Source organism: Virgibacillus sp. M23, assembly GCF_034190895.1.
GTDB classification, from domain to species: domain Bacteria; phylum Bacillota; class Bacilli; order Bacillales; family Amphibacillaceae; genus Virgibacillus; species Virgibacillus salarius.
Window position 1 is genome coordinate 1 of sequence record NZ_JAWDHA010000037.1, and the last position, 12,449, is coordinate 12,449.

Consider the following 12,449-nt stretch of genomic DNA (forward strand, 5'->3'; position numbering starts at 1 on the left):
CACCTTCTCATAGCGGAGACTAATTACGTAGACTCCTGCGGGATTAGCGCGAGCCGAAAATCCACTTTGCAACGTGTTCTTCTTTGCAAAGTTAGTTGAGGCCGTGCCCGCGGAAAGCGAAGTAATTAGTCGGAGCATTGCCAATATACATCAAACATTTCAAAATAACTACTTGGCTTAACGCAGTCATTGCACTGATTTTATACTTTCTTAACTTAGAACAAAAGCGCAAGCGCCCGATTAGAAACGTAGCGACTGAAGCGAGTGATTGGAGGTAAAGGAAGCACGGTAAGCTTGCAAGCCGATGATGGCTTAGATTAGGACGATTCGTGAAGTCACCTCGTTTCTGGGCGCTGGAGCTGGACGCGGCTTAACACGCCCCTATTTATCCACATGGGCAAACTCTATAAGTTCCTAAACTAACAAAAACGCTACAGCATCACCTTTAGAGGTACTGTAGCGTGTTATTCTTAAAAACTACCTATTTATTTTTCTGTTGAAGATTCTTTGGAGTTCGTTTCTTTATTTGACTTATCTCCAGTAGGGTTTTCTTCATAGCTTACTTCCATACCTGCCAAACTATAGAATTCCTTCTTTAAGTTATTATACTTTACGGTATTATCATTAAACGCTTTATTTAAATCAATAACCTTTTCATAACTATCATTTATTTTATTAATTTGTTCAGTTAAAGTCTTTTGCTCAAGATCCTCTTTTTGAAGCATGGTATACATTTCTTTTTCGAGTTTTAACGATTCTTGATAAGCTTTATTTAGCTTTGAATACGTTTCATAGCGCTTTTCCATTACTTCGTTCATATTTTCAGCTTTCTTCTTCACTTTATCCGCTTCAAGATCAGTAATCAGCTCTTCTATTTCAGAGAATTCATTACTTGCTGCTTCAATACTTTCCTTTTCTTTAGCTATTTCTTTAGCACGTTGATCAATTGTTTCAATTGCTTGTTTAGAATATTTCTTAATTTTATCCATTTCGTCCATACCGAGATTGACAATTTTACTGTATAATTGCTGCTCTTCTTTTTCTAAATCAGTAATTTTACTTTGTTGCTCCTCAAAGCCTTGTTCTAAAGAAACAGCTTCCTCTAAATGTCCTTGAATTTTTTCCTCAGTAGACTTACTACTACAAGCAGAAATCACTAATAAAAGTATGATTCCTGCGAAAATGGCAGATTTTTTTAATGGCACGAATATTACCCCCTACAACTTTTCCATCAATTATTCGATTCTCAGTATACCATAAAATATATCGGACAAAAGATAAATCTAATTGCTCTAGCATGTATATAGTAAAACTATGATTAATATAACTTAAATATGATAAAATATGAAATTGAAATGAAGAATAGAGTATAGGATTAGGAGTGGTATGCATGATAACCATGAAAGATATTGTTCGTGAAGGGCATCCTTCTTTAACAACTGTTGCTGAAGAGGTGGAGAATCCATTAAACACCGCTGATAAAAAGTTATTAGAGGATATGATTACATTTTTAAAAAATAGTCAAGATGAAGAAATAGCTGAAAAATATCAATTACGCGCAGGGGTAGGTTTAGCAGCACCTCAGCTTGGCTTAAATAAGCGATTAGTAGCTGTACACTTCGAAGATCCTAATGGGAAGCAATACAGCTATGGGCTTGTTAACCCTAAAGTAATTAGTCACTCCGTAGAAAAAACCTATTTATCTACAGGTGAGGGGTGTTTATCTGTCGACCGTCCAGTGGAAGGCTACGTGCCTAGGTATGCACGCATTACAGTAAAAGCTTTTGATAAGGAAGGTAACCCTTTAAAATTACGGTTAAAAGGCTATGCAGCGATCGTATTCCAACATGAGATTGATCACCTGAACGGTATTATGTTTTATGATCATATTAATGAAGATAATCCTTTTGCTATTCCAGAAAATGCAAAACCAGTAGAATAAAGAGAAACGGCAGAACCCTTATGGACTGCCGTTTCTCTTATTCATTTATACTAAATTTACATATTCTAATCCTTTTCGTATTCCATCCTGATCAACAGAGGCTGTTGTAAAATCTGCTACTTTTTTTAATTCAGGAACTGCATTCCCCATGGCTATACCTGTACCTGTCTCCTTTAACATTTCAATATCATTTAAACCGTCTCCAAACGAATAGGTATCTTGTAAATCTAATCCACTAGCTTCAATTAGCTTTTCTACTCCAACCGCTTTAGACCCCCCGATTGGTAAAATATCACATGAATAATCGTGCCAGCGTAAGAAATGCAGGCGATCATGAGCTCGAGCAAAGAGCTTTTCTTGTTCATTTTCACAAAATATCAACGCTTGATGAATTTTGTTTACTTTATAAAAATCTGGATCTACTTTTGGATAGGAAATTTTCAGACTCCCCATACTCTCGGAAATAAAGGGGTGATCCGAAACCGAGGCTCTCATTTCCTGATTATTTAAATAGACTAACGGATAATCTAAATCCAGTGCTTTATTATATAAGTTAGCAAGCTCTTCTTTCTCTAGTGGATTTTCATAAACTGTTTTTCCTTCAAATACAACAAATTGTCCATTAAAGCTAACATAAGAATGAATATCCAACTCTTTCCGAATATCTTCAAACATAAACGGAGCTCTTCCAGTCGCTATCGCAACATAAACACCTTTATTTTTTAATTCTTGAATAGCCTCTTTTGTTGAAGCTGGTAACTGCTTATGATGATCTAATAAGGTGCCATCAATATCAAAAAATACAATTTTTTTCTGCATTCTGCTATTCCCCTTTTCTGGATGTATAAGAAATTAAACTATGTTAAAACTAAGTATACCAACGTATCAAAAGAAAGTCTGTAAAGCAATAATAAATATTTTTTAAAAGAAATAAAGTATTTTTATTTCAATCTTCCTCAACTCATACTATACTATAGATAAGAGGGATTGGATCGGTAGAACGTTTTTCTTGCTTTTCTTAAATCTGAGAAAGGAGCTGTAACGTCATGTTAAAACGCCTAAAAGAAAAGCTCAAGAAACGCTGGAAAGACTTTTTAGGCCAAGGACGTGTACCTACAACTTGTAAAAAAGACTACCATTGATAGTACCAATCGCAACAATATAAAGGTACCATAAAGCCGGAAATACAAAAACGGGAAATCGGATAAATCAGGAAAAACATGTATCAAATCAGGTATAATTTAGTGTAAATAAACGTGTTATAAAAATAGAAATGGACAAGAATGATAATTAAGGAGAGATGAGATGATTTACAAAGTTTTATATCAAGAACTGCCAGAAGAAATTCCAGTTCGAGAGCGTACGAAGAGTGTATATGTTGAAGGAGAATCTGTAAGACAAGTTCGAAAAAAATTAAATGAACGCAAGTATAATATTGAGTATATCCACGAAATGGATGAAGCACATTTAGATTACGAAAAATTATCCGATGATTTTAAAGTGGAGAACATATAAAAAATGAAGTTCGTTAAAAATGACCAAGCTGCTGTTTTTGCATTAGGCGGACTAGGGGAAATCGGAAAGAATACGTACGGAGTACAATTCCAGGATGAAATAATATTAATTGATGCTGGAATTAAATTTCCTGAAGATGAACTTTTAGGTATCGACTACGTAATTCCTGATTACACTTACCTTGTGCAAAACCAGGATAAAATCAAAGGATTATTTATTACTCACGGTCATGAGGATCATATTGGGGGAATCCCTTATCTTCTTCGTGAAATTAATGTGCCAATATATGCCGGTAAACTTGCGATCGGATTAATTCGTAACAAATTAGACGAACACGGTCTATTAAGAAACGCTAAATTAAATACCATACAAGAAGACGATATAATTAAATTCCGTAAAACTTCCGTTAGCTTTTTCCTTACTACTCACAGTATTCCCGATGCTTATGGTATCGTAGTTAAAACACCACCAGGTAACATTGTGCATACTGGTGATTTCAAATTTGACTTTACACCTGTTGGTGAACCAGCTAATCTTTCTAGGATGGCTGAAATTGGCAAAGAAGGTGTGCTCTGTTTGCTTTCTGACAGTACGAACAGTGAGGTTCCTGGATTTACCATGTCAGAAAAAGTGGTTGGGGCGAACATCAAAGATATCTTTAGCAGAGTAAATGGTAGGGTTATATTTGCGACATTTGCGTCAAATATTTATCGACTTCAACAGGTTGTAGAAGCTGCAGTTAATAATAACCGTAAAATAGCTGTATTCGGTCGTAGTATGGAATCTGCCATTAATCTCGGACAAGAATTAGGTTATATACAAGCTCCTAAAGACACATTTATTGATGCAAATCAGATTAATCGTCTTCCAGCTCAAGAAGTAACCATTCTATGTACCGGTTCACAAGGTGAACCTATGGCTGCCCTTTCCCGTATTGCCAATGGAACACACCGTCAGATTCAAATTATACCAGGTGATACTGTTGTATTTTCTTCATCACCAATCCCTGGAAATACAATAAGTGTTGGACGTACAATTAATAAATTGTACCGAGCTGGTGCAGATGTTATTCATGGCAAATTAAGTAATATTCATACTTCTGGTCACGGTAGTCAGGAAGAGCAAAAATTAATGCTTCGCCTTATCAAACCAAAATACTTCATGCCTATCCATGGAGAATACCGTATGCTAAAAGAGCATATGAAATTAGCCGAAGCGTGTGATGTAGAGCCAAGTAATTCATTTATTATGGATAATGGCGATGTATTGGCATTAGGAAAAGATAATGCCATTATAGCTGGAAAAATCCCTTCAGGTTCCATTTATGTTGATGGAAGCGGCATAGGTGATATTGGTAATATCGTGTTACGAGATCGACGAATCCTTTCTGAAGAAGGACTTGTAATCGTGGTTGTCAGTATAAATATGAAAGAGTTTAAAATCTCTGCTGGACCAGACATCATCTCTAGAGGATTCGTTTATATGAGAGAATCAGAGGATCTCATTAATGAAGCGCAAAAATTAGTCGCTTCTCATCTAGATAAAGTAATGGAACGAAAAACTACGCAATGGTCTGAAATTAAGAACGAAATAACAGATACGATTGCCCCATTTCTTTATGAAAAAACAAAACGCAGACCGATGGTGTTACCTATTATTATGGAAGTTTAATGGTAAAATAGTAGAACCGCTAAATAAAGATGATTAAATTTATCTTCTGACTGAGCGATAAATGAACAATCTGTCTGTAAAACAAAAACCCAAACTTTATCTAAAATATTTCAGATAAAGTTTGGGTTTTACATTGCAACAATTTTTTCGTCCCAGACTTTTTGTTTTTTTAGCTTTATTCCTCGATGACTAAATGTTTTTCGAAGCGAGAAATATCTTTATCCGCACCGATAACGATAAGTATATCTCCTTCTGTGAAGACGTGATCAGCACTTGGTGAGACATTTATATCCTTTCCTTGTTTTACTGCGACAACGTTACAGCCATAGTTGGCTCGTATATCTAAATCTGCCAATGTTTTGCCTAACATTTTATTTCCTACTTTAACTTCGACAATACTATGATCATCCGATAATTCTAGATAATCTAAAATATTATTGGAAATAATATTATGCGCTATTCGTTTACCCATATCTCTTTCAGGATGAACAACTTGATCAGCACCAATTTTATTTAAAATTTTTGCATGGTAATCATTTTGAGCCTTAACTGTAATTTTTTTAATCCCTAAATCAGTCAATATAACCGTCGTAAGAATACTTGCTTGAATATCATCACCTATTGCCACAATCACATGATCTATATTTTTAACTCCTAATTCTTTCAACGACACTTCATCCGTTGAATCAGCAATCACTGCGTGTGATGCAATATTTTTAAATTCATTTACTCGATCCTCATTATTATCAATAGCAAGAACTTCCATACCCTCCATGCTAAGCTCTTTACAAATACTACCACCAAATCTTCCAAGACCTATTACCGCAAATTCTCGTTTCATCCTGTTTCCTCCATCACTATTCTTTGTCCTTAGCTTATCACATATTTCTATATGAATAAAAGAGACAAATATTTTGTGAACGGATAGCTTTCGCTGCGACTGTAAGCCTCTGTCAACAACAATCTTGGACTTTAAAGGATGTCTGAAAGGGATTTCTGCCTGTATAAAATGAACCAAACGCTTCCCTATCCTCTCCAAAAAAAGCAACTTCCTAAAAACCCGCAGGAAGCCGCTTTTTGCTTCCTAGGAGGTCTCTAGAACTCAGTATAGGCAGGGGTTTTCTAAACCATTAAAAAGAGGCTGGAACAAAACACAACTTCTTTACCCAAAATACGAATAATCATGTTATCAATAGGAGTATCATCGCCGCACCGGGAAACTATACGCTCTTTCCACGAACACGGCCACAGCTAACTTGGTAAAGAAAAACACGTTATCAGTTGGATCTTCGGACTCGTGCGGTTCCCGCTAGAGTCTCGCTTATTTCAGGTGCTAAATGAATGATTCTAATCAAAAAAACGAACGATAATTAATTTTTTTAATTAATTATCGTCCGTTTTTAATTGTTTCTTCATTCTTTTGTCTCACCCTCTTAATCACATTGCATCAAGCATTTGAAATTGTGATTTCACTAATCCATAGTATTCTCCTTGCTTACGCATTAATTCACTATGATTTCCACTTTCTAATATTTTTCCTTGTTCTAATACGAAGATATTATCTGCTTCTCTAATGGTTGATAACCGATGTGCAATGATAATTGCAGTTCTCCCCTTCAGCAGCCTTCCTAATGCTTCTTGTATCTTTACCTCTGTCTCCGTATCAATACTTGCCGTGGCTTCATCTAAGATTAAAATACTTGGATTAGCAAGCAATGCTCTTGCAAAAGATAATAGCTGCCTCTCACCCGCCGATAAAATATTCCCCCGCTCTTCAACTTCCGTTTCATAACCATTTGCTAATCGCTGAATAAAATCATCTGCTCCAACAACCTTTGCTGCCTCTTTTACTTCTTCATCAGATGCATCTGGCCTACCAAATCGAATATTCTCTATAATCGTGCCTGAGAATATAAATGTATCCTGTAACACTACACTTATTTTTTGCCGTAAGCTGTTTAGATTTACTTCCTTTAAATCATGCCCGTCAATTTTTACTTTTCCTTTTGTAGGATCGTAGAATCTACTGATTAAGTTAGCAATTGTCGACTTGCCGCTCCCCGTATGTCCAACTAACGCAATAGTTTGACCTTGCTTAATCTCAAAAGAAATTTCATGTAAAGCAATTCGATCATTATCATAAGAAAACTCTACCTTGTCAAATTCTATATGCCCGTTCATGTCATCAATTCCATATGCATCTGCCGCCTCTTTTACATTTGGTTTTTCATCAAGGAATTCAAAAATTCGCTCTGAGGCGGCCATTGCCATTAGCATTTGATTATACATTTGCCCGAGTCGAGAAATTGGGTCCCAAAACATGCCAATAAAGAAGGCAAAAGATACAAAGTCTCCTATTTCTATCCCACCATTCTCCACACCTAAAAGAATTAGATAGGCACCATATGAAATAAGAATGATCGTACCAATTGCATTACTCATCTCTACAAATGGACGAAACATCGCGCTTTTCCTCGTAGCTTCTCTCCAGCTTTTATAATTATCTGAGTTTACTCCATGGAAATATTCCCCGTTTTCTTTTTCCTGTGAGAATGACTGGGTAATCCGCATACCTTGAAGTCCTTCATTCAAATGGGAATTCATGCGAGACTGTTGAATACGTACGGATTGCCAAGATCTACGAATAGTTCTTCTAAGCTTTGTTGTAAGGTAAAACATTACTGGCAGGATGATCATGATTGCAAGCGCCAACTTCGGACTTAATACGAATAAGATGACGATGATACCAACAAGTGTAACAACGTCCATTAATAAATTTATAATTCCATTCGTAAATAATTCTTGAAGTGAATTAATATCGTTCATAATCCGTACTAAAATAGATCCCGCAGATCTAGAATCAAAAAAACGATGAGATAGATGTTGTACATGAGAAAACAAATGCTGTCGAATATCATAAATGACGTTCTGCCCTAGAATATTTACCCACTTAATTCGATAGACGTTACCAACATAACTGAGTAAGTAAAGGATACCTATACCAATAACTAAATAGGTAAGAAGCGAAATATTCCCTTCGTCAATTGCTACATCAATCGCTACTTTACCAATTAAGATGGGGACAATAAGTCTTACAGCTGTTGAAACTAGCATTGCAATAATTGCTGCAGGTAAGTATGTTCTCGAATAAGGCTTTAAATAAATAAGTAATCTCCACATTTGCTTCCAGTTAAAAGGTTTTTCAATAGCTTGATCCTGTGTATAGTAAAATCGTTGCAAATGTCTACTCTCTTTTTCCTCTCTTTGTTGCGCCATAGTTTCCCTCCTTATGCATGTTGTCTATTCATGATCTCTTCACGATCCTGATATTGAATCTCATAAATACGCTGGTAAGCTCCCTGATTTTGTAACAGAAAATCATGTGTACCTCGCTCTACAACCTCACCATCCTCTAAAACAATGATTTCATCCGCGTGCTTTAAGGATGATATTCGATGGGCAATGATAAACGAGGTTCTACCTTTCATTACTTCTTTAAGTGCCTTTTGTATTTTAAATTCCGTCTCCATGTCTACAGCAGAAGTTGCATCATCTAACACGAGAATACTTGGATTAATACAGATTGCTCTGGCAATGGCAATTCGTTGTTTCTGACCACCAGATAGCCCCATTCCTCGCTCCCCAAGCATCGTCTCATATCCATTTGGCATCTTCATAATAAAATCATGTGCTTGTGCTCGCATGGCTGCATCTATAATCTGTTCTTCTGAAACATTTGGGTTTCCGTATGCAATATTCTCTCTTATTGTTGTTGAAAACAGAAACGGCTCCTGCAATACAAATCCAATTGCTTGACGTAAGGTTTTAATGCGGTAGTCGGAAACAGCTCTCCCATCAACTAGAACCTCACCTTTTTCAGGCTCATAGAATCTTGTTATTAATTGAGTAATACTTGTTTTTCCTGAACCAGTTGACCCAATTAAGCCAACTACTTTCCCTGGTGGGGCATCAAATGAAATGTCTTTTAGGGCAGAATCATCGTTTTCAGAATAGGTTAATGTCACATTATTAAACGTTACATGGCCTTTAATAGGCTGATCGATAGCTGTTTCACTTTCCTCTATATCCTCTTTAGCTTCAAGTATTTCTAGCAATCGTTCAGCAGAAGCTTTTGCTTGAGAAAATTGATTGACAACAAAACCCAGATTCATTAGCGGACCCATAATGTACCAAACCAGGCTAAAGAATGCGACGAGTTCACCAATAGATAAATTGCCGTTAATTACTAGGTAACCTCCAAATGCCAGTAAAGCCACGGCACAAAAGTTACCTATAAATTCCATTAAAGGAAAATATTTAGACCATATGAAAGATGTTTTTAAATAGTTTTGTCGGTAATCATCATTGCTTACAGAAAATCTCCCTATTTCAAAATCCTCTCTGGATAAAGATTTTACTGTATTCATCCCACTAATATTTTCCTGCACTCTTGTATTTAACTTTCCAAACGACTTACGAATTTTCCGAAATGCTGGATGAACCCGTTTATCGAACTGATACACAACGATTCCAAGAAAAGGCATTGCTGCCATCGTAACCAAGGCTAGCGGCACTGAAAAATAAAACATTACTCCTAAACTAATACCGATCAGTAAAATGATGCGCAGTAATTCAGAAAAACCAAATGATAGGAAAAAACGAAATCCTTCTACATCAGCGGTTAATCGTGACATGATGTCACCTGTTTTTGCATTGTCATAGTATTTAAAAGAGAGCCTTTGTAGTTTATCGTATAGTGCGTCACGTAATTTATATACAGCTATAATCCCAAATAAATCTCCTAAATATTGATGATAAAACGTAGCAAACCCCTTAAATATCATTAACAATAAAAATGCTCCTGAAATATACGGTATCAATTCATACTGATCAGCCAAAACGACGTTATCAATCGTCTGTTGCAATATAATTGGATACACAACGGTAATGACTGTAACAAAGAATAAGAAGAATAATGACAGCATTAAATATTTCTTGTACGGCCAAAAGAATTGCTTTAGCTTTTTAAATGTGTCCAAGTGTTTCCCTCCTTTAGATGAATTTCCGTAATTACTAATATAACGGGTTCCGAAATAAATATCCACTCTTTTAACTCAATTTTTTAAATTTTTTTCAAGTTATTATTTTTAAGAATTATGAATGTGTATGAACCCTTCATTCAATGGCTTGACCTATTAAAATATAAAACATGAATAGTTACATGATCAAACTTTTATCTTATTACCTTTATAGCATAAACGAACAATCGTTCTTATATACAATATTTTTTCCCAAACAAAAACCTCTGCTTCGTTGCAGAGGCCTATTGTTAGTTATTTTCAGCATGTACCAATCGCTGGATTCGCTGTTCAAGCATATTGGTATTACTTTTTCCCTTTTGTACAAAACGTAGTATTCCTGATTTATCAAATAGATAAAACGACGGAACATAATTCAATCCAAATGCATCTGTTATCTCATCATTGTTATCTACAATAATCGGTTCATGCATACCATAATTAGCTACAACTAGTTTGATTTTCTTCATGTTCTTATCACTTATAGAACGTGGTATATGAACTGAAATAACCTGTAAATTCCCTTGATAAGTATCTCGTAATTGATTAATTCTAGGAATGGCTTTTTTACATAGATGACAACTGACAGACCAAAAATGGATGAATGTTGGTTTTGAGCCGATTAAATCTTCCTTGGTAATCGAATCACTGTTTAACCAATTAGTGGCTCCATTTAATTCCGGCATCTCATCACGTAAACGCATGCTACTACCTCCTAAAGTATCCTTAAATTCAACCGTCTACCCATACCTATATATGAATAGTTGGATAAAATGGTTCGTTGAAAATAAGAATATTTAAGAGAAAAATTAATCTAATTTATGATTTACCATTTGGCAAACATCATTTGCACTGAATCCTTGAGCATTAATTACAGCACCAGCAATTTGTGTATCCGTCACACCCATTAAATTCTTATCCTGTCCAGAAATAATACAACAATCACAATATGCAGCATCGTCTGCATTTTTTAAATCTACAACCTCATGTCCCATCTCCATTAATGCCTCTTTAACATCTGTTAATGTTTCTTCCACACCAATACGTGCCACTTTCATTGCCTCCTCTATATATTTAATTCATATATAGATTTTGCAACTAATAAGAAAGATATACAAAAGCTATAAAGAAAGCATCTTAATTGTTTTTGTAACAGCTTCTACTCCCACAAGTAATGCGTCCTCATCAGGATTTAACTGTGCGTGGTGAAGACCATATTCAGAATCTACTCCTAGCCAAAACATAAATCCGGGTATATCTTTTAACATATACCCAAAATCCTCACCAGTCATTGCGGCATCTGCTTGTATATAATTCAGATCAGTCGCTTGAATTATTTCGGAAAAACGTTCCACCAGCTGGTGATCATTATACACCTGATAATAATTGGCACCATAATCAAGTGTAATGGAACAATCATAGGCCATTTCAAAACCTTTAGCCATTTTCTCCAGTCGATTTTTTACCGTCTGAATAGCATTAGGATGTTCGGTTCGAATCGTTCCCTCCAGCCTTGCTGTCTCTGCAATCGCATTCTGAACAAATCCACTTTCCATTTTTCCTATAGTGACAACCGCACCCTCCAGCGGGTTTATGTTTCTCGAAACAATTTGCTGCATCTGCACGATAAAACTACTTGCAGCAACCGCCATATCCCTTGTTAAATGCGGATATGCAGCGTGTCCACCTTTGCCAGTAAAATCTAAATAAAGTTCACTAGTATTAGCAAATAACAGCCCTGGTTTACTAGATACTGTACCTACTGGTAGTTCTGGAGCAATATGCAAAGCAAAGATTACATCTGGACGCCAATCATTAAATTGTTCAGATTGCATTAATGGAAGTGCACCACCAGGTCCTTCTTCGGCAGGCTGGAATATAAATAAACAATTATCCTTAATCGGATTTTCAATCATGTGCTGTAATGCTCCAAGTCCAATGGTCATATGAAAATCATGACCGCAAGCATGCATCTTTCCTTGATGCAAGGAAGAAAACGCTAAATTGGTCTTTTCCATAATTGGTAATCCATCCATATCAGCTCGAAAACCTATGGTTTTCTCCGGAGCTAATCCCGCTACAAATACAAGTATACCTGTTTTCCATAATTGAATAGACACTCGATCAGTCTGGAAATCTTTAATTTTTTCAAGCAAGTATTGCTGTGTTTTTATTTCTTGAAATCCTAGTTCGGGTATCTGATGTAGATCTCTTCTAATCTCTTTTAGTTCTAGCATATTTAT

11 protein-coding genes are annotated in these 12,449 nt (G+C 35.8%); 3 read left to right on the forward strand and 8 right to left on the reverse strand.

The window, feature by feature from the left end; genetic code table 11:
• Positions 1-485: 485 nt before the first annotated feature.
• The gene (locus tag RVS70_RS13990) at positions 486-1,205 is read right to left on the reverse strand and encodes a YkyA family protein (protein ID WP_121605032.1); all 720 of its coding nucleotides are present in this window, start codon (positions 1,203-1,205) and stop codon (positions 486-488) included.
• A gap of 185 nt (positions 1,206-1,390) precedes the next feature.
• Here RVS70_RS13990 and def point away from each other — a divergent pair, with 185 nt between their 5' ends.
• Entirely contained in the window at positions 1,391-1,942 is a 552-nt protein-coding gene (def, locus tag RVS70_RS13995; protein ID WP_166530407.1) for a peptide deformylase, read from the forward strand.
• Positions 1,943-1,987: 45 nt separating this feature from the next.
• Here the strand turns inward: def and RVS70_RS14000 are convergent, their stop codons facing one another.
• Positions 1,988-2,761, reverse strand: a complete 774-nt coding sequence (locus RVS70_RS14000) for a Cof-type HAD-IIB family hydrolase (protein WP_026680750.1) — start codon at positions 2,759-2,761, stop codon at positions 1,988-1,990.
• A gap of 486 nt (positions 2,762-3,247) precedes the next feature.
• Here RVS70_RS14000 and RVS70_RS14005 point away from each other — a divergent pair, with 486 nt between their 5' ends.
• Both RVS70_RS14005 and rnjA read left to right on the forward strand, forming a co-directional pair.
• Positions 3,248-3,457, forward strand: coding sequence for a DNA-dependent RNA polymerase subunit epsilon (locus RVS70_RS14005; RefSeq protein ID WP_026680749.1), 210 nt, complete (start codon positions 3,248-3,250; stop codon positions 3,455-3,457).
• Between the two features lie 3 nt (positions 3,458-3,460).
• On the forward strand, positions 3,461-5,128 hold the full coding sequence (rnjA, locus tag RVS70_RS14010) for a ribonuclease J1 (protein WP_026680748.1): 1,668 nt from the start codon (positions 3,461-3,463) through the stop codon (positions 5,126-5,128).
• A gap of 175 nt (positions 5,129-5,303) precedes the next feature.
• Here the strand turns inward: rnjA and RVS70_RS14015 are convergent, their stop codons facing one another.
• The 6 genes from RVS70_RS14015 to RVS70_RS14040 all read right to left on the reverse strand — a co-directional run bounded on the left by RVS70_RS14015 (position 5,304) and on the right by RVS70_RS14040 (position 12,443).
• A complete protein-coding gene (locus tag RVS70_RS14015) occupies positions 5,304-5,969 on the reverse strand; it encodes a potassium channel family protein (protein WP_026680747.1) in 666 nt (221 codons plus the stop codon).
• A gap of 596 nt (positions 5,970-6,565) precedes the next feature.
• Positions 6,566-8,404, reverse strand: a complete 1,839-nt coding sequence (locus RVS70_RS14020) for an ABC transporter ATP-binding protein (protein ID WP_026680746.1) — start codon at positions 8,402-8,404, stop codon at positions 6,566-6,568.
• An 11-nt stretch (positions 8,405-8,415) separates the two neighbouring features.
• On the reverse strand, positions 8,416-10,167 hold the full coding sequence (locus RVS70_RS14025; protein ID WP_121605029.1) for an ABC transporter ATP-binding protein: 1,752 nt from the start codon (positions 10,165-10,167) through the stop codon (positions 8,416-8,418).
• A gap of 290 nt (positions 10,168-10,457) precedes the next feature.
• Positions 10,458-10,910, reverse strand: coding sequence for a TlpA family protein disulfide reductase (locus RVS70_RS14030; protein ID WP_026680744.1), 453 nt, complete (start codon positions 10,908-10,910; stop codon positions 10,458-10,460).
• 105 nt (positions 10,911-11,015) lie between these two features.
• Positions 11,016-11,258: a YkuS family protein gene (locus RVS70_RS14035; protein WP_026680743.1), complete on the reverse strand. Its 243-nt coding sequence runs from the start codon at positions 11,256-11,258 to the stop codon at positions 11,016-11,018.
• A 69-nt stretch (positions 11,259-11,327) separates the two neighbouring features.
• Entirely contained in the window at positions 11,328-12,443 is a 1,116-nt protein-coding gene (locus RVS70_RS14040; RefSeq protein ID WP_166530405.1) for an N-acetyldiaminopimelate deacetylase, read from the reverse strand.
• Positions 12,444-12,449 lie beyond the last annotated feature (6 nt).

Coding starts and splice junctions, on each gene's coding strand:
- def (WP_166530407.1), top strand. CDS start 1,391: ATGATAACCATGAAAGATATTGTTCGTGAAGGGCATCCTTCTTTAACA.
- RVS70_RS14000 (WP_026680750.1), bottom strand. CDS start 2,761: ATGCAGAAAAAAATTGTATTTTTTGATATTGATGGCACCTTATTAGAT.
- RVS70_RS14005 (WP_026680749.1), top strand. CDS start 3,248: ATGATTTACAAAGTTTTATATCAAGAACTGCCAGAAGAAATTCCAGTT.
- rnjA (WP_026680748.1), top strand. CDS start 3,461: ATGAAGTTCGTTAAAAATGACCAAGCTGCTGTTTTTGCATTAGGCGGA.
- RVS70_RS14015 (WP_026680747.1), bottom strand. CDS start 5,969: ATGAAACGAGAATTTGCGGTAATAGGTCTTGGAAGATTTGGTGGTAGT.
- RVS70_RS14020 (WP_026680746.1), bottom strand. CDS start 8,404: ATGGCGCAACAAAGAGAGGAAAAAGAGAGTAGACATTTGCAACGATTT.
- RVS70_RS14030 (WP_026680744.1), bottom strand. CDS start 10,910: ATGCGTTTACGTGATGAGATGCCGGAATTAAATGGAGCCACTAATTGG.
- RVS70_RS14040 (WP_166530405.1), bottom strand. CDS start 12,443: ATGCTAGAACTAAAAGAGATTAGAAGAGATCTACATCAGATACCCGAA.